Raw genomic sequence first — 18,467 nt, forward strand, 5'->3', positions numbered from 1 at the left:
ATGGCCGAGAGCCGCCGCAGCTGCGCCTCGTGTGGCGCACCGAACGAAGAGGACGCCCGCTTCTGCGAGGGCTGCGGCGCCTCCCTGGCCCGGATCTGTGCGACGTGCGGCGTGGAAGCCAATGCGACAGCACGCTTCTGCCGTGGCTGCGGTGCGCCGCTAGATCAGCCGACGCGGGTGTCCGGCGCGCTCGACGCAGCTCCGGTGCGCAAGACGGTGACGGTCATGTTCGCCGACCTCGCGGGCTCGACGAGCTTCGAGGAACGCGTCGACGCCGAGACTGCACGGGAGGTCATCGGCGGCTATCACGACCTATTGCGGGCCGTCGCCCTACGTCATCGGGCGGGGGTGACGAAGTACATCGGCGACGGATTCATGGCCGTGTGGGGGGTTCCGGAGATCGGGCCCGAGGACGCCGTGCGTGCCGTCGACGCCGCCGTCGAATTGCAGGAGCGCTTCGTCGACCTCGCCGCCCGCGTCACCGCAACCCACGGAGTGGAACTCGCGTTGCGGGTCGCGGTGAACACCGGCGAGGTCGTGGTCGGGGCCGGCGATGCCGACCTTGTCGGTGACGCGCTGAACGTTGGCGCCCGGCTCGAATCCGAATGTCCGCGTGGACATGTCGTGGTAGGCGAGGAGACTTGGCGCGCGACCCGTGGCCATTACGGTTACGAATCGCTTGGCGAGGTGCAGGTCAAGGGCCGCAGCGCCGCGGTTGCCGTCTACCAGTGGCTTGGACGCCAGTCGGAGTCGGTAGACGCCACTCCCTTCGTCGGGCGACGCGCCGAGCTTCGTCGCCTGCAGAGCGCAATGGACGCGGCCGTGTCGGCGCGTGCCGCGCAGTTGGTCACCGTGGTCGGCGACCCGGGTGTCGGCAAGAGCCGGATCGCCGCGGAGTTCACCGGTTCCCAGACCGACGTGCGGACGATCGAGGCGAGGTGCGATCTCGAAGGCACCGTCGCGATGGCGCCGTTGATCGAGGTGTTGCGGGCAACGGACCTCGAAACTGAGATTCCCGCAGGTGTTCCCGAGCGGGACCGGCTGCTTCGGGACTTGGGAGGCCTTGCCACGGGCGAAGCCGGTTCGGTGGAGGAGAACTTCTGGGCCTTGCGCCGGTTCGTCGAGGTGTTGGCGACAGAAAAGCCCGTCGTGCTGGTTCTCGATGACATCCAGTGGGCCGACACTCTGCTCCTCGATTTCATCGAGCACCTTGTCGAGTGGGCGGCTGACGTGCCGGTGTTCGTGCTGGCGCTGGCGAGGCCCGAACTGCGCGAGCTGCGACCCGAACTCGTCACCGTCGGCCGGTTCGTGTCGGAGGCCGTCCACCTCAGCGGGCTTGACGCCGGGGCGACGGCAGAATTGGCCGCGAACGTGCTCGGCGCCGCGCAATTACCCGACGAGCTGCTGCGACGCCTCCCCTCGTCCACCGGCGGCAACCCGCTGTTCGTGCGCGAGCTGGTCGGGATGCTCGCGCATGACGGGGTGCTCCTCCGGGAGGAGGACACCTGGCGGCTGACGATCGATGTCGACGCCATCGCGGTACCGCCGACGATCCAGGCATTGCTGGCGTCACGACTGGAACGGTTGGACGCTGCGGACAGGCGCGTCCTCGAGATCGCTTCGGTGGTGGGCAGCGAGTTCTCGATCGGCGCGGTGCGCGCAATCGCCGACGGAAGGGGGGCCGGAGTCACCCTGTCCCTCAATCGCCTTCGCCGGCTGGAGCTGGCCCAGCCCAGCGGAGCCTACGTCGGCGATGAACCTGTCTGGCGTTTTCACCACGTGCTGATCCGGGACGTCGCCTACCGGCGACTATTGAAATCCGACCGCGCCGAGCTGCACGAGAAGCTGGCAGGCTGGGTCGAAACCGGCGGGCAGAGTGTGGCGTTCGACTCTGACGAGATGGTCGCCCGGCATCTGGAAGCCGCCTACTCCTATCGAAGCCAGCTCGGCGCGCTCGATGCTCACTCGCGCGAGCTGGCCGTTCGGTCAGCACGCCACTACGCCGCGTCGGCACGGCGAGCCCTCGACCGCGACGAACTGGTATCCGCGGGAACACAGGCCGCGCGGGGCGCCGCGCTGGCGGCGGCCGACGAGGCACTGCACGCTGATCTGCTGCTGATCGGATGCGAGGCGTTCCTGTCCGCAGGCGACGTTGCGGCGGGTGCACCGCTGGTCGACGAACTCGAACGGATCGCCGACGACGCCTTGGCGCCGTGGGCGACGTGCTACAGATGTCAGTTCGTCGTCTACACCGATCCGGAACGGCTCCTTGAGGTCGAGGCACGGCTACACGAGGCCATCGACGAGTTCGGCCGGCGCACGGATCACGCGGGACTTGCCAAAGCGCACCGGGTTCGCGCTGGTGCACGCGGACGTCTCGGGCGGATCGGCGACAGCGAGATCGACCTCTTCGAGGCACTCATCGCTGCCCGCCAAAGCGGTGACCATCGTCAGATCACCGCGGCGTTGGGGGCGGCTCCGGGCGCCGCATTGTGGGGTCCGAGTCCGGTACCGAAAGCGGGCGGCCGGTGCCTGGATGTGGTGCGCATGCAGCGGATGACCACGGCTGCGCCCTCGCTGGAGGCCACGTCGTTGCGCCACCTCGCCGTCCTTGAGCTGCTGCGGGGACGGCCTGATAAGGCCAGGACGATGCTGGCCGACGCGCGCCAGGTGGTCGCCGATCTCGGTCTGCGGCACGGGCTGATGGAGACCGAGCTGTTCGCGGGCATCATCGAATCGATGGAGGGCGACCCCGTCGCCGCCGAACCACACTTCCGCACCGCGCTGGAAGGCCTGGACGCTCTCGGCGTAGGCGCCGACGCGGGTCAGGCCGCCGCCCTTCTCGCCCGTTCCGTCCTCGCCCAGGGGCGGCTCGAGGAAGCCGACCGCCATGCCGCCGAGAGTGAGCGCCTCGCCGGTCGCAATTTGAAGACGGCTATCGCGTGGCGCGCGGTGCGAGCCGAAATTTTTGCCGAGCAGGGCCGCCATGCTGAAGCGGTCACGATGGCGCGCGAGGCGGTGGCGGTCGGCGCGGGAACAGACCTGGTGCTCGACCATGCCGAGGCCTGCCTCGCGTTGAGTAGGGTGCTCACCACCGCGGGAGATGCCAAGGGCGCCAAGAGTGCTCGTGGCGAGGCCGAAGCGTTGTACGCGGCGAAGGAGGTGACGGCGCGCGTCGGCCGAGCGGATGAGCTCGCAGTGTCACGACCGGTTGCCGATGTCGATGCGGGATCACGACGCCTGGCTGTGTCGAATCAGTCCAGCGAAGTCATGTCTGATTACATCCGAGCGCTGCAGACCCATGACATCGACGGCGCCCTCAGATATTTCTCGCAAGAGTTCGTCTATGAGGATCATCGACGACTCGGCGGCGGTCCCATTGTGGGCCTCGGTGCCATTCGTCAGACGCTCGAGCGCATCTCCGAGCAATACACACGATTTGATTTCCGCGTTGTGGCGGTTCGTGGCGAGCATTCACATCTGATGTGGGAACGCCGATCTGACGATGACGGGAACGAAACAACCAATCTCTACGTGACCGAGACCGCTGATGACGGCCGTGTGCGGTTCCACGCTCGTTTCGACGAGGACGACTTCGAAAGCGCTTATCGCGAGCTCGACCGCCGCTTCTTCAGCGGTGAGGGTGCGGCGTTCGCCGAAGCCGGTGTGACGGTCATCGAGTGGACGCTCGCAGTCAATCGAGGCGACTTCGACAAAATGTTCGACGAGCTCACGGCCGGCGACTTCATCCTCGAGAATCGGTCGCGCTCCGCCTTTCCGAATAGGTCGGCGCGCGAGTATCGCGCGACGCTGGAAGAGCTTGCCGCCATGGTGGTCTCGACTCGGGCATGGACCTCGGTGATGTTCTGGGTGTCGCCGAACTGGTGCGTAGCTCGCTGTGAGCGCGACGCCCTCGGCCAGCCTGGCGAGCATTACACGTGGCATTTTCTTATAGCATTCGAGTTCCGCGACGGTCGCGTCCAGTCGATGTGCGAATTCGAACTCGACGATGAGGACGGGGCTATCTCATACGCCCAGGAACGGATACGCGCAAGCGCCAGCCGTCTCCGAGTCAGCAACCGCGCTAGCGAAATTGCTCACTTTGCCTCACAGGCATTGCAGGCGCATGACGTCGATGCGCTCCGTGTTGATCCTTCAGATCACTTCGTATACGACGACAGACGCCGGATCAGTGGTGACCCGATCGCGGGGGCAGCCGACCTGCACGCCGCGACCGAGCGCATCCTCGAGAGCTACCCGCACGCGGAATGGCGAACGATGGCGGTGCGCGGCGAGCGATTGGAAATGCACTGGAGTCGACTGTGGGACGGCGACGGCAATGAGGCGATAACCCTGAACGTCATGGAGTTCGACGATCTCGGGCGCATCGAGTATTTCGGACGGTTCGAGGAAGACGACTTCGAGGGCGCTTACCGCGAACTCGAGCGACGCTACTACGCCGGAGAGGGATCGGCATTCGCCGAAGGTGCTGACGCAGCCACGATGGCACCCATCCTGCTCAACCGAAATGAGTTCGACCGGTTCATCACTGAATTCTGCACATCCGACCTGCACGTTGAGAACCGGTCGCGGTCGGCCATCCCCGATCGTTCGGCCATGGAGTTGATTGCAAGTTTCAATGATCTCCAAGCGCTGACGTCCTCCGTCCAGACATGGATCTCCGTATGTCGCTGGATGTCGTCGTCGGTGAGCGTCGTCCGACTCGAACGCGAGGCCGTGGGACAGGACGGCGAAGACTACGCCTGGACACGGATCCTGGTCTCGGAATTCCGCGCCGGCAGGTTCGCGTCGCTATGTGAGTTCGAAATCGAGGACGAGGAAGCGGCGTTCGCCTACGCCGAGGAGCGAATACGGGCGGACCCGCCCCGGCTCGCGGTGACCAACCGGGCGAGCGAGATATTCGACATCGTATGTCGAGCAATGCGCGACCACGATGCCGACGGTGCCGCTCGAACCTACTCGGAAACCTTTGTGTACGACGATCATCGACGCCTCAGTGGCGACCCCGTCAGCAGCGTCAACGCAATGAGGATGGGTATTGCGTACGTCTGCGAGCAATACCCTCACCTGGAATGGCGCACGCTGGCTGTGCGGGGCGAGTGTTTAGAGCTGCGCTGGGCCCGCCAGTGGGATGACGCCGGAAACGAAACGTTGAGTCTGATGGTGCTCGAGGTCGACCAGGCCGGACAGGTCGTCTATCAGGGCCGCTTCGACGAGGACGATCTTGACGGTGCGTCCCGTGTGCTCGACAAGCGCTACTACACTGGAGAAGGAGCACCGTTCGCCAAAAACGGGCTGCCGGCCAGCGAGGCACCAACGGCGATGAGTGGCGATGATTTCGACAAGCTCTTCGGTGAGATCGCCTCTCCCGACATGCGTGTCGAAACCCATTCCCGCAGAGCTTTTCCCAACCGCACGGCCAGCGATCTTCGTGCTGGCTTCGAAGAACTCAATACATTGGTCACGTCGAAGCGGATATGGATGTCTGCAGTGGTTTGGGTGTCACCGAGCTGCAGCGTCGCCCGGCTGGAACGGGAGGCGACCGGAGCCGACGGCGAGATGTACCAGTGGTCGATGATTCTCGTCACCGAGCATCGCAACGGACTGGTCACCTCGATATATGAGTTCGACCCCGATGATGAGGAAAGCGCCTTCGCCTACGCTGACGAGCTGGTGCGGGCGCAGTCCAGTCAGCTTGCAGTGAGGAATCAGGCATCCGGCGCTATCGACGGGTTCTTGGAAAGGATGCGGGCGAACGACGTCGCCGGCGCCATCGCCTTCTACTCGGAACAGATTGTCTACGACGATCGCCGACGACTCAGCGGTGACCCGATCGTAAGCCGCGACGCGATGCGCGCGGGTATTGCGCGCCACCTCGCACAGTTCACCGAGTACCAGTTCGATGTCTTGGCGGTTCGAGGTGAGCGCCTGCACCTAGTCTCAAGTGTTGCATCAGACGTGGATGACAACAGGACGAGCGGTCTCACTGTGTTCGAGGTCGACGACGACGGCCTCATCGTCTACCACGGACGCTTTGACGAAGGCGACTTCGACGGTGCCTACCGCGAGCTCGAACGTCGCTACTACGCCGGCGAAGGCGCCACATTCGCACGATCCGGTGCCATCGCGACCCAGTCGATAATCGCGCTGAACGCCAACGACTTCGATCTGCTGCTCGGCGAGCTCTGCACCCCCGACATGCGGTTCGAGAACCGAACCAGGTCGGCTTTCCCCGATCGCTCCGTCACCGACTTGCGTACCAGTCTCGGACAGCTGGGCTCGATGGTGACGTCGATGCGGACCTGGCTGTCGGCGGTGACGTGGCTGTCACCGGAGTGCGCCGCCGTCCGTTTCGAATGCGACGCCGTCGGCGACAACGGCGAGCGGTACTCGTGGACGCGCGTGCTGATGATCGAGTTCCGCGACGGCCGGATGGCATCGATCTGCCAGTTCGAGCTCGAGGACGAGGATGCCGCATTTGCGTACGCCGAAGAGCGGCTTCAAGCTACCTCACGTCGCCTGACCGTGACGAACCGGTCGTATGAGACAGCCGTCGCCATAAACGTTGCGATGCAGGACCGGAACATCGACGGCATCATGAATTTAGTCTCGGCGCAGATGGTCTACGACGACCGTCGACGCCTCAGCGGCGATCCGATTGTCGACCCAGCGGCATTCCGGGCCGCGTTCGAACGAATTCTCGAGCAATACAGCCGTTTCGAATGGCGAATCCTGGCCGTTCGTGGCGATCGTCTGAACATGAATTGGAGCGCGTGGTCAGACGATGCGGGCAACGAGTCGGGTTATCTGCACGTATTCGAGATCGCTGAAGACGGCCGACAGATTTACGAAGGCCGCTTCGACGACGACGACTTCGACGGTGCCTACCGCGAATTGGAAGAGCGTTACTACCGCGGCGAGGGCGCGGCCTACGCGCAGGCGGGCGCGACGGCTACGGAGTATGCGACCGCGGCAAACCACGGAGATTTCGACCGACTGGCCGGCGAATTGTCCGCTGCGGACATGCGCGTCGAGAACCGTTCGCGTTCAGGATTCCCCGAGCGTTCGGTCGCTGAGTTCAGCGACAGTCTTAGCGAGCTGAACAGTATGCTCGAAACGGTCCGGACGTGGAGTTCCGCCATTTGTTGGCTGTCGCCGACTGTCAGTGTCGCTCGGCAGGAACGCAAAGCAGTCGGACGAGGCGGTGAACATTTCGAATGGACTCGAATCATTGCCAGCGAGGTGGTCAACGGCCGAGTGACCTCGATCTGCATGTTCGAGCCCGATCACGAGGCGGCCGCCTTCGCCTACGCCGAAGAACGGGTGCGCGCCAGCAACACGCGCCTCGCGATGACCAACAGTGCAACCCGGAGACTGGACACATTGATGCATGCGGCGCGAGCGCGCGACGCAGATGCGATGGCCGACTGTTACATCGATGGCTTCGGGTATGACGACCGGCGGAGATTGAGCGGGGACCCGATCCGAAATCTCCGCGTTACCGCTGAGAAGATCCTGTCGCAGTACAGCCAATTCGAAGCGCGCAGTCTCGCGGTGCGCGGTGACCGCCTGCAACTGGCCAGGTGCCGCTGGTCGAATGAGTCTGGATTCGAGACGACACACTTGATCGTCAACGAAACCGGCAACAACGGACGCTTCGTTTACGAGGGCCGCTTCGACGAGGACGACTTCGAGGGCGCGTACCGCGAGCTGGATCGGCGCTACTACGCCGGTGAGGGCGCCGCGTCTGCCGACGAGGGCATGTTACTGACCGAGTGGCACATAGCGATGAACCAGCGTGACTTCGACCGAGTATTCGGCGAGCTGACGGCCCCCGACATGCGGGTTGAGAACCGATCGAGTTCAGTGTTCGGCGACCGGACCGCCGCGGCTATCCGGGCCAGCATCGAGGAGCTGGACGCGATGGTCACCTCGTCGCGCTCGTGGCATTCGGCCGTGCGTTGGCTTTCGCCGCAGTGGGTCGTCGCTCGATTGGAGCGCGAGGCCGTCGGGTCGGACGGTGAACGCTATGCATGGTCGTGGCTGGATGTGTACGAGTTCAAGGGCCGACTCACATCTGCTTGTCGGTTCGACATCGAGGACGAGGAGGCGGCGTTCGCGTATGCCGAGGAGCGGGTGCGTGAGGCCGGAGACGGCTAGCGTGGACTTATGACGACCCCCAGCCCGAAGCTTCAGCTGACCGACGACGAGTGGCGCAAGAAGCTGAACCCCGAGGAGTTTCACGTCCTCCGCGAGGCCGGCACCGAGCGCCCCTTCGTCGGTGAATACACCGACACCAAGACCGAAGGCGTGTATCAGTGCCGGGCCTGCGGTGCCGAGCTGTTCCGCAGCAGCGAGAAGTTCGAATCCCACTGCGGTTGGCCGTCATTCTTCGATCCGGCCGATTCCGACGCGGTGATCCTGCGCTCCGACGACAGCCTGGGCATGCACCGCGTCGAGGTCATCTGCGCCAACTGCCACAGCCACCTCGGCCACGTCTTCGAAGGCGAGGGTTACCCCACGCCGACCGATCAGCGCTACTGCATCAACTCGATCTCACTGCGACTGGTGCCCGCCGAATGACGCCCTACGCGGGGTAGACCCCGAACTCGGCCGCGTCGGCGGTGTCCGCCACACATTGGAACAGCAACGGCGCCGTCATCGCATTCCCGGAATAGCAGGTGAATGGCCCGATCGTCTGAAACTTGTCGCCATACAGGTCGTACTGAGCGGCAAAGTCCGCCGCGGTGATGCAGTCGATGTCACCGGCGGTGATGACGATGCTCTGGCCGCCACTGGGCGCGCAGTGTTCCCCGCCCGGCGGTTGGGCGACCGCGCTCGGTGCCATCACGAACGCGGCGACCGGCAATGTCGCGGCAACCAGGGCTTTGATGCTCATAGACCCATGATGACGGGCGTTCGGCTATGTCGACGGGTATTCGGGAATCCAGCGCACCTCGTCGATACGCGCCGCCAGTTCCTCGTCGCTGCGCTTCGGTGCCACACCATCCGCGACGGCCTGTCGCCCGACCGCGAGCGCGATGCGCACCGCGATGTCGGGAACTTCCGACCAGGCGGGCAGCAGCGGCTGGCTGGGATCGGCAAGGGCGGGCGACGCGTCACCGAGGCTCGCGGCCGCCGCCCGCATCATGTCGTCGGTCACCCTCGTCGCCTGCGCCGCCGTCACCGCCAATCCCATCGCGGGGAAGATGTAGGCGTTGTTGCACTGCGCCACCGGGCGCTCGACGCCATCGCGCACCAACGGTGCAAACGGTGAACCGGTCGCGATCAATGCCCGCCCGTCGGTCCACGCATCCAACTCGGCCGGATGCGCCTCCGCCCGACTGGTGGGGTTGGACAGCGGGAAGATGATCGGCCGCTTGGTCTTGGCCGCCAGCTCACGCACGATGTCTTCGGTGAAGGCGCCGGCAGCAGTCGAAAGCCCCAGCAGCACACCGCAATCAACGTGGCGCACGACGTCGGCCAGCTGCGCGGGTCCCGACAAACCCCAAGCCGCGACGCTGTCGGCCGGCTGTGCAAATGCGCGCTGCCCTTCGGAAAGATCGGTGCGGTCGTCGGTGAGCAGTCCCACGACGTCGACGACCCAGATCCGCGAGGCCGCTTCCTGCTCGGACAGTCCCTGCGCGACCATCTCCCGCTTGACCATGTTCAGCACGCCGATTCCGGCCGAACCCGCACCCAGCATCACGACCTGTTGCTGCGACAGCGGGCGGCCCGCGATGTTCGCCGCACCATGCAGCGCTCCGAGTGCGACGGCGGCGGTGCCCTGAATATCGTCGTTGAAGGTCAGCAGCTTGTCGCGGTAGCGCTCCAGGATCGGCTGCGCGTGCGCGGTCGCGAAATCCTCCCACTGGAGCAGCACATCGGGCATCTCCTGGTGCACCGCGGTCACGAATTCGTCGATGAACTCGAAATACTCGTCCTCGCCGACCCTTCGGTGCCGCCAACCCAGATACTGGGGGTCCTCCAGCAGCTCGACGTTGTCGGTGCCCACATCGAGGACGATTGGCAGGGTGCGCGCCGGGTCGATGCCGCCGATGAGCGTGTACAGCGACAGCTTGCCGATCGGGATGCCCATACCGCCGATGCCCTGATCGCCGAGCCCGAGGATCCGTTGACCGTCGGTCACCACGATCACGTCGACATCGCGTCGGCCGATCGGCCGGTTCCGAAGTATCTCGCGCAGATATTCGCGGTCCGGATAGGACACGAACAGACCGCGCGGCTTGCGATAGATCTTGCTGAACCGCTGGCACGCCTCGCCGACCGTCGGGGTGTACACGATCGGCATGGTTTCGGCGATGTGGTCGTGCAGCAAGCGATAAAACAGCGTTTCGTTACGGTCCTGCAGGGCCCGCAGATAGATGTGCTGATCCAGACCCTCACGGCGAGTGCTGAATTCGCGCCAGCTGTGCTCGACCTGTTCATCGAGCGTTTTCTCCGCGGTCGGCAGTAGGCCGAGTATTCCGTACTTGCGGCGCTCGGCGTGGGTGAAGGCGGTGCCCTTCGTGGTGAGCGCGTCAAAAAGCCTGTCCTGGCCGGTTTTTGCCTCAGACAACGGGGTCCTTCCGCTGGAGCCGGTTACGGGAGTCTGGTGACCAACTCTTCCACGCTCACCCGCGGACCGGTGAAGAACGGAGTCTCTTCGCGAGTGTGGCGGCGGGCGTCGGTCGCGCGCAATTCACGCATCAGGTCCACGATGCGATACAGCTCGGGCGCCTCGAAGGCCAGGATCCACTCGTAGTCCCCCAGCGCGAAAGCGGGCACCGTGTTCGCGCGGACGTCCTTGTACTCCCGGGCGGCCATCCCGTGTTCAGCCAGCATCTTGCGGCGCTCTTCGTCGGGCAGTAGGTACCACTCCAGCGACCGCACGAACGGATAGACACACACATATGCGCCGGGATCCTCGCCGGCCAGGAACGCCGGAATGTGGCTCTTGTTGAATTCGGCGGGCCGGTGCAACGCGACGCTGCTCCACACGGGATCGCTCGCTCGACCCAGCGTGGTCGTGCGGCGAAAATCCGAGTAGGTGGCCTGCAACGCCTCGACGGTTTCGGCGTGGGTCCAGAACATGAAGTCGGCGTCGGCCCGCATGCCGGCGATGTCGTAGATCCCGCGTACCACGACACCCTTGTCTTCCTGCTGTTTGAGGAAGGTCGCCGTCTCGTCGACGACGCCGGCGCGCTCGTCGCCCAATTCGCCCGGCTCCACAGAGAACACCGAGAACATCAGGTAGCGGACAGTGGAGTTGAGCGCGTCGTAGTCGAGCTTGGCCATGAGATCTATCGTGCCACGCGCGGGCTCAGGCGTTATTCGTCGCTCTCGCGACGGTGACCAGCGACGCAGCCGCCCTGGTCGCCGCGGCCACGCACGCAGGCACGCCGATGCCGTCCAGATAGGCGCCGGCCACGGCCAAGGTCGGCGGCAGGCCGGCCCGCAGCTCGGCGACCAGTGCGCCGTGCCCGGGCCCGTACTGCGGCATCGCGTCGATCCACCGCTGAACGTGACAGTCCTCGGGATCCGTCGTCACCCCGAACACCGTGGCCAGATCCTGCCCCGCCCACGCCAGCAGGTCTTCGTCACCCGCGCTTCGGGCCAGATCGTCGCCGAACCTGCCGTACGACAAACGCACCAGCTCGACGTTGCCGCGCCGGCCCCACTTCTGCGTCGACAGGGTTATCGCCTTGGCGCGCAACCGTTCTCCCGCGGCCACCAGCACCCCGGACTGTTGCGGCACCGGCGTGCCACCAGGCAGTGCCAACGCCACCAGCGCACTTGACGCCACCCCGATGCGTCGTGCCGCCGCGGCGGTGCGCGGGGCAACGCCCTCGGCAATGCGGGCGAGCCGCGGTGCGGGCACGGCCAACACCGCCGCGTCGGCGTGGTGGCCTACACCCTCGTCGTCGACGATTTCCCAGCCGCGCGAAGATCGGTCGACCCGCTCGACGGTGACCTGAAGCCAGCGGATACCCGCGCGCCGGACCAGCTCGTCGACCAGCACCGCGTAGCCGCCCTCGATCGCCCCGAACACCGAGCCCGTCGCCACCGACGGACCCGAGGCCGCCAGCGCGTCACGCACCGCGTCCGTCAGACTGCGCGCTCCGCGGTCCAGCGCCGCCGTCAGCGCCGGCAGAGCCGAACGAACGCCGATGGTGGCCGACGACCCCGCGTACACACCTGCCAGCAGGGGATCTACCGAGCGGGCCACCACCTGGTCCCCGAAGCGGTCCCCGACCAGCTCGGCGACCGAGGGGTCGGCGCCGGGACGCCAGCGCAGCGGCCGCGCTCGTTCGTCGCGAATCCGGGCCAGCGTCGCGTCGTCCACGAGGCCGGCCAGCGCTCCCGGATGCGCCGGAATGCCCTGCAGCGTGCCCGTCGGCAACGGATGCAGATGTTCCTGGCTGTAGATCAGCGGGCGCGCCCCCGTGGTGCCGATCTGTCTTCCGCTCAGGCCCAGCTCGGCCAACAGCGCCGGCACCTCGGGGCGGCGCGCGACGAACGCCTCCGCGCCGACGTCCATCAGCTGGCCGCCGATCCGCTCGGTCCGCAGCACACCGCCGAGTCGGTCGGCCGGGTCGAACAACGTTATCGACGCGTCGGGCCCCGCCGCCACCCGCAGCCGATAGGCGGCGACAAGACCTGAAATGCCGCCGCCGACAACGCAATACGACATGCTCACAGCGAATGCACCATCGAGACCAAGTCCGTGATCACGCCGGGGTCGGTGGGCGGCAGCACGCCGTGGCCGAGGTTGAAGATGTGGCCGGTGGCGCCGGCGTCGATGGCGCGACGGGCGTCCTCGACGACGGCTCGCGCCGCCCGTTCGACGACCGGCCAGCCCGCCAGCAGCACGACCGGATCCAAATTTCCCTGCAGGGCCGTGTTGGGCGGAACCCGTGTCGCGGCGTCGGCCAGCGAGGTGCGCCAGTCGACGCCGACGACGGTGGCCCCGGCCTCGCCCATCGCACCGAGCAGTTCGGCGGTGCCCACGCCGAAGTGGGTCATCGGCACACCGGCGCCCGCGAGTGTCGAGAACACCCGTGAACTGTGCGGCAGCACGTAGGTGCGGTAATCGGCCAGCGAGAGCGTGCCGGCCCACGAATCGAACAGCTGGATGGCATCCACACCGGCGCTGACCTGCGTCTGCAGGAAGGCGATGGTCACATCGGTCAGCGCCGTCATCAGCGCGTGCCAGGTGTCGGATTCGCCGAGCATCAACGCCTTGGTGCGCTCGTGGTTGCGGCTCGGGCCGCCCTCCACGAGATAGGACGCCAGCGTGAACGGCGCTCCCGCGAAGCCGATGAGCGGGACGTCACCAAGCTCGGCGGTCAGCTGCGTGATGGCGTCGGCCACGGGTGCAACCTGCTGCGGTTCAAGCGGTTTGATCGCGTTGACATCGCCGATGGTGCGCACCGGGTGTTCGATCACCGGTCCGACGTCGGGCACGATGTCGAGCTCGATGCCCGCGGCCCGCAGCGGCACGACGATGTCGGAGAACAGGATCGCGGCGTCCACGCCGTGCCTGCGAATCGGCTGCAGGGTGATCTCGGTGATCAGCTCCGCGTCGAAGCAGGCCTGCATCATGGTGTTCTTCGCCCGCAGCGCCCGGTACTCGGGCAGCGAACGTCCGGCCTGCCGCATGAACCACACCGGCACGCGGCTCGGCTTGCGGCCTGAAGCGGCGGCGAGATAGGGCGAGTCGGGCAGGTCGCGGCGGGTAGTCATCGTGTCCAATGCTGCCATGCGCGCCCCGCAACACCCCAATTCGCGCTGCGGTGACCCCCGCTTCGCTCTCTGGACAGGTGGGGCCGTGGGTGGGCGCAGCAAACAACGCCTGACCACGGGAGATCCCCTCACCGGGCAAAATCGGCGCGCCTGCGCACACGCCTGGCCAAATGGGGCTAGCTTCGAACGGTGACCACCGCCGAACCGGCTCAATTTCGCGAAGCGGTGGCGGCGATGAATGCCACCACCGTCCGGGCGGAGATCGAACTCGGCCCGATTCGCCCGCCTCAGCGGCTGGCGCCGTACAGCTACGCGCTGGGCGCGGAGGTCCGCCATCCCGAGACGGCCATCGTTCCCGAACGCTCCGAGGGCGACGCGTTCGGACGGCTGATCCTGCTGCACGACCCTGAGGGCGCCGAAGCGTGGGATGGCACGATGCGTCTCGTGGCTTATATCCAGGCGGACCTGGACTCCAGTGAAGCCGTCGACCCGCTGCTGCCCGAAGTCGCGTGGAGCTGGCTCGTCGACGCCCTGGAGTCGCGGGCCGAGCACGTCACCGCATTGGGCGGTACCGTCACCGCGACCACGTCGGTGCGCTACGGCGACATCTCCGGTCCCCCGCGCGCCCACCAGCTGGAACTGCGGGCGTCGTGGACGGCGACCACCCTGGAGCTGGGACCACATGTCGAAGCGTTCTGCGAGGTGCTCGAGCACGCCGCCGGCCTGCCGCCGTCAGGTGTCACCGACTTGAGCTCCCGCACGCGCGCCTGACGCATGGCCGACCCCCAGGAGGCCGGCCCCGAGTCGGGCTCGGATGATGAGCCGGAAGCCACACCGCTGCTGGCGCCGCGCGACGGCGTGCCCGACCTGTCGGTCAGCGCACGCGATATCGAAAAGGCCGCCGAGCTGTTGGCGTCCGGCGAAGGGCCTTTCGCGGTCGACGCCGAACGCGCCTCAGGCTTCCGCTACTCGAATCGCGCCTACCTGATCCAGATTCGTCGGGCCGGTGCGGGCACGGTGCTGATCGACCCGGTCAACCACGGCGGTGATCCCGTCGCCACGCTGGCCCCCGTCGCGAAGGTGCTGTCCACCGACGAGTGGGTGCTGCACGCGGCCGATCAGGACCTGCCCTGCCTTGCCGAGATCGGTATGCGGCCGACGAAGCTCTACGACACCGAACTCGGAGGCCGCCTCGCCGGCTACGACAAGGTGAACCTCGCCACGATGGTGCAGAAGCTCCTCGGCCTGCAGTTGACGAAGGGGCACGGCGCCGCGGACTGGTCGCAGCGGCCGCTGCCGCACGAATGGCTGAACTACGCGGCGCTGGACGTCGAAGTGCTGCTCGACCTGCGCCACGCGATCGCCGCTGTTCTCCAGGAGCAGCGCAAATCCGACTGGGCTGCAGAGGAATTCGAGTATCTGCGGACGGTCGAGGCCATGCCGACGCGCCGGGACCGCTGGCGGCGCACGTCGGGCATCCACAAAATCCGGGACGCACGCGCGCTGGCGGCGGTCCGCGAATTGTGGATGACGCGAGATCACATCGCGCAGCGCCGTGACATCGCGCCGGGACGCATCCTGCCCGACGCGGCGATCGTCAACGCCGCCACCGTCGACCCAGACACGGCCGAAAAGCTCACCGCCCTACCGGTGTTCGGGGGCTCACGGCAACGACGAATGGCCCATGTATGGCTGGAGGCGCTCGCGCGTGCGCGCACCACCGACGACCCGCCGACGTCGCAGGAACCGTCCACCGGCCCCCCACCTGCATCGCGATGGGCGCGCCGTAAGCCCGAAGCCGCAGTCCGACTGGAGGCGGCACGGTCCGGTATCGCCGAACTGTCGCAGCGTATTTCGGTGCCCACCGAGAACGTCATCACCCCGGAGATCGTGCGGCGGTTGTGTTGGGATTGGCAGCCGCTGCCATCCCGCGAAGCGACGGAAGCGGCGATAGACGATTTCCTGCGAGAGGCCGGGGCACGGCAGTGGCAGCGCGAGCTCGTCGACCCCGTGCTGACCGACGCCCTGTACCCCGACCCCGCCGCCTCTGACGGGGAGGCGACTAGCTGACCCGGTCGACGTGGGCCAGGAAGTGCTTCAACACCGCGTCGGGGGCTTCGATCTGCGGCCAGTGACCTATGTCGTCAGCTAGCATCACCACGTCCGCGTCGGGGATGACCTCGGCATACCGCCGAGCCATATGGGCACCGGAATTGGGGTCGATGGGCCCGTCGATGAGCCGCATCGGCACCGCGGTCGCACGCATGGCGCGCACCCAACGATTGCGGTGGGTGTACCGGTCGGCCAGGAACCGTCCGACCTTGTGCATCACCCGCTTGCCGTCGTTGTATTCGAGAATCTCGTGGAATCGGTCCATCAACTCGCGTGAGGGCTTGGTGTTGGGGCCGAACATCTCGTTGATCGTCGGCTCCACGATCCGCCGCGACAGCGGGCTGCCCTGCAGGGGACTCATCAGGTCGCCGAGCGGTGTCCCCGACATCAGCTTCTGCATGGTGCGCGGTGTGTAGGCCTCGTTGAACATTCCGCCGTTGAGCCAGGTGATCGACTGGTAGCGCGGCGATCCATACGCGTGCTGACCGAACTCGCTGCGGGCCAACAGCTCCTGGCCGACAGAGTCGCCGAGGTCGTGCGCGAGCAGGTGGCAGACCTCGACGTTCAAATGGTCGAGCAATGCCTCGTGCATGTCGGCGTGATCAAGCACCGAATAGCCGTAGGCGACGGGTTTGTCCGAGAAGCCCATGCCGATCATGTCGGGTGCGACGACGGTGAACCGCTCGACCAATGCGGGCCAGATCAGCGACCAATCCGATGAGTTGAACGGGTAGCCGTGGATCGCCAGCAGGACGGGTGCCCGGCCGATCGGCGGCCCGTCGACGCGGTAGAAGATATCGAAGCCCAGATAGTCGAAGTGCCGGCCGGCAGCCTTCCAGCGTTCGAGTGCAGCATCCATGACCAGACTCTGTCACGAGCCTGTCGTGACTTCAGGACGCGGCCCGCGAGGTGTCCTAGTGTCGACTTGGTGAGCTTGCTTCTCGGACCGACCCTGCGGCACGTCTCGGACACGACCGCACTGGTGTGGGTACAGACCGAAAACGCGGGCACCGTCGACGTACTGGGCTGTTCGGCGCCGACGTTCGAGGTGCAGAACCATCACTTCGCACTCGTCACGGTCACCGGGCTGAAGCCGGACAGCGTGACCGAGTACCAGGTGACGTTCAATGGGGCGACGGTATGGCCGCTCACCGACCCGGCATTCTCCGAGTTTCCACCCAGCGTCATCCGGACCCGGGGCCCCGACACAGCGCACCGATTGCGCGCCATATTCGGGTCGTGTCGCTACCCCAAAACCGAAGTGAAGAAGATCGAGTCCAAAATCAAGCACGACGCGCTCGATTCGTACGCGTCACGGATGGCCGTGCGCCCGATCGACCAGTGGCCGGACGCCCTGATCCTGCTCGGTGATCAGCTCTACGCCGACGAACTCCCGCCCGACGAGCAGCGCCGTGTCAACAAGCGCCGCGCCCGGCACCACCGAAACGGCAATCGTCCGCCCGACGAAGTCGTCAGCTTCGCCGAGTACGAACGGCTGTACCGCCATTCCTGGGGCGACCCGGAGATCAGATGGCTGATGTCCACCGTGCCCACGGCGATGATCTTCGACGACCACGACATCCGCGACGATTGGAACACCTCGGCGTCCTGGCGCGTCAGTATGGCCAAGGAACCGTGGTGGCAGGACCGGATCCGCGCCGGACTCGCGTCCTACTGGGTGTACCAACATCTGGGGAACCTGAGCCCGGATGAGCTGGCCGACAACGAGGACTACCAACGCCTGCTGGCCATAGCAGGCGACACATGGTCGCATCTCGCCGAGCTTGCCGGCCGGGCCGACCGCGAGATCGAGGCGCACAAAGGCATTCGGTTCAGCTACCGATGGGATCTCGGACGGACGCGACTGATCATGATCGACTCACGGAACGGGCGCATTCTGGAATCCGGTGAGCGCATGATGATCGGCGAAGAAGAATTCCGGTGGGTCGAGGCCAAGGCCGAGGAGCATCCCGAGCAGCTGGACCATCTGATGCTGGCCTCGTCGGTGCCGTGGTTGATGCCACCCGCGATCGGTGATCTGGAGACGCTCAACGAAAAGGCGGCGGACCGTCCGGGCAGGCGCGGCCGCTTCGGCGAGTTTTTGCGCAGGGCAGGCGATTTCGAACACTGGCCGGCGTTCTACAAGTCCTTGGTACGGCTGGCGGAGATGATCACGAGGATCGCCAACCATCCCGACCGGCCCGCGACCATCAGCGTGCTGTCAGGCGACGTCCACCACAGCTACGCCGCGCGCGCCCGACTCGATGGCGTGTCACCGAGCGGGTCGGCAGTACATCAGCTGGTCTGCTCTCCGGTGCACAACTACGTGCCGTTGTTCGTCAAACCCGCGTTCGCGTTGGGCTGGACCCGTCCCGCTGCTGCGTTCACGCGATGGTGGGTGCGCAGGCACGGCGTCGAGTCACCACCGTTGACGTGGACGAACGTGTGTGGGCCCTTGTTCGGGAATACGATCGCGACCCTCGAGGTCGACGGTCGCAGCGCCGAGGTGTTTTTCGAACAGCCGCGCAGGACAACGTCTTTGGAAGAAGTGGGCCGCGTCTCACTGACAGAGAGCACCTCGGTCTGAA

The 18,467-nt window shown here is 66.1% G+C and carries 11 protein-coding genes; 5 read left to right on the forward strand and 6 right to left on the reverse strand.

The window, feature by feature from the left end; all coding sequences use genetic code 11:
• Both BST47_RS02770 and msrB read left to right on the forward strand, forming a co-directional pair.
• Complete coding sequence (locus tag BST47_RS02770; protein WP_083123638.1) at window positions 1–8,181, forward strand: nuclear transport factor 2 family protein; 8,181 nt, start codon at window positions 1–3, stop codon at window positions 8,179–8,181.
• Window positions 8,182–8,190: 9 nt separating this feature from the next.
• The gene (gene msrB, locus BST47_RS02775; RefSeq protein ID WP_083123639.1) at window positions 8,191–8,604 is read left to right on the forward strand and encodes a peptide-methionine (R)-S-oxide reductase MsrB; all 414 of its coding nucleotides are present in this window, start codon (window positions 8,191–8,193) and stop codon (window positions 8,602–8,604) included.
• Window positions 8,605–8,608: 4 nt separating this feature from the next.
• Here msrB and BST47_RS02780 read toward each other — a convergent pair whose 3' ends face one another.
• Genes BST47_RS02780 through hemE form a run of 5 tightly spaced genes read right to left on the reverse strand, consistent with a single transcriptional unit; the run spans window position 8,609 to window position 13,767 of the window.
• Window positions 8,609–8,920 carry a hypothetical protein gene (locus BST47_RS02780; protein ID WP_107528818.1) on the reverse strand — a complete coding sequence of 104 codons (312 nt, stop codon included), beginning with the start codon at window positions 8,918–8,920 and terminating at the stop codon, window positions 8,609–8,611.
• Window positions 8,921–8,944: 24 nt separating this feature from the next.
• A complete protein-coding gene (locus tag BST47_RS02785) occupies window positions 8,945–10,600 on the reverse strand; it encodes an NAD-dependent malic enzyme (protein WP_083123640.1) in 1,656 nt (551 codons plus the stop codon).
• Between the two features lie 23 nt (window positions 10,601–10,623).
• Window positions 10,624–11,319 (reverse strand): hydrogen peroxide-dependent heme synthase, encoded by a 696-nt coding sequence (hemQ, locus tag BST47_RS02790; protein WP_083123641.1) that lies wholly within the window; start codon window positions 11,317–11,319, stop codon window positions 10,624–10,626.
• Between the two features lie 25 nt (window positions 11,320–11,344).
• Window positions 11,345–12,721 carry a protoporphyrinogen oxidase gene (locus BST47_RS02795; RefSeq protein WP_083123642.1) on the reverse strand — a complete coding sequence of 459 codons (1,377 nt, stop codon included), beginning with the start codon at window positions 12,719–12,721 and terminating at the stop codon, window positions 11,345–11,347.
• Window positions 12,718–13,767, reverse strand: coding sequence for a uroporphyrinogen decarboxylase (gene hemE, locus BST47_RS02800; protein ID WP_083123760.1), 1,050 nt, complete (start codon window positions 13,765–13,767; stop codon window positions 12,718–12,720). Before hemE ends, BST47_RS02795 begins: the two co-directional genes overlap by 4 nt.
• Window positions 13,768–13,956: 189 nt before the next feature.
• Here hemE and BST47_RS02805 point away from each other — a divergent pair, with 189 nt between their 5' ends.
• Both BST47_RS02805 and BST47_RS02810 read left to right on the forward strand, forming a co-directional pair.
• Complete coding sequence (locus BST47_RS02805; RefSeq protein ID WP_083123643.1) at window positions 13,957–14,538, forward strand: DUF3000 domain-containing protein; 582 nt, start codon at window positions 13,957–13,959, stop codon at window positions 14,536–14,538.
• A gap of 3 nt (window positions 14,539–14,541) precedes the next feature.
• Window positions 14,542–15,837: an HRDC domain-containing protein gene (locus BST47_RS02810; RefSeq protein ID WP_083123644.1), complete on the forward strand. Its 1,296-nt coding sequence runs from the start codon at window positions 14,542–14,544 to the stop codon at window positions 15,835–15,837.
• Here the strand turns inward: BST47_RS02810 and BST47_RS02815 are convergent.
• Entirely contained in the window at window positions 15,830–16,738 is a 909-nt protein-coding gene (locus BST47_RS02815) for an alpha/beta fold hydrolase (RefSeq protein WP_083123645.1), read from the reverse strand. The genes BST47_RS02810 and BST47_RS02815 overlap by 8 nt on opposite strands.
• 69 nt (window positions 16,739–16,807) lie before the next feature.
• Between BST47_RS02815 and BST47_RS02820 the strand changes: the two genes are divergently transcribed.
• Entirely contained in the window at window positions 16,808–18,466 is a 1,659-nt protein-coding gene (locus tag BST47_RS02820; protein WP_083123646.1) for an alkaline phosphatase D family protein, read from the forward strand.
• Window position 18,467 lies beyond the last annotated feature (1 nt).

The organism is Mycolicibacterium tusciae (genome assembly GCF_002086795.1).
Taxonomy (GTDB): Bacteria; Actinomycetota; Actinomycetes; order Mycobacteriales; family Mycobacteriaceae; genus Mycobacterium; species Mycobacterium tusciae.

Bases quoted from the DNA above. Each gene is read 5' to 3' on its own strand.
- BST47_RS02770 (WP_083123638.1), top strand. From the start codon at position 1: ATGGCCGAGAGCCGCCGCAGCTGCGCCTCGTGTGGCGCACCGAACGAA.
- msrB (WP_083123639.1), top strand. From the start codon at position 8,191: ATGACGACCCCCAGCCCGAAGCTTCAGCTGACCGACGACGAGTGGCGC.
- BST47_RS02780 (WP_107528818.1), bottom strand. From the start codon at position 8,920: ATGAGCATCAAAGCCCTGGTTGCCGCGACATTGCCGGTCGCCGCGTTC.
- hemQ (WP_083123641.1), bottom strand. From the start codon at position 11,319: ATGGCCAAGCTCGACTACGACGCGCTCAACTCCACTGTCCGCTACCTG.
- hemE (WP_083123760.1), bottom strand. From the start codon at position 13,767: ATGACTACCCGCCGCGACCTGCCCGACTCGCCCTATCTCGCCGCCGCT.
- BST47_RS02810 (WP_083123644.1), top strand. From the start codon at position 14,542: ATGGCCGACCCCCAGGAGGCCGGCCCCGAGTCGGGCTCGGATGATGAG.
- BST47_RS02815 (WP_083123645.1), bottom strand. From the start codon at position 16,738: ATGGATGCTGCACTCGAACGCTGGAAGGCTGCCGGCCGGCACTTCGAC.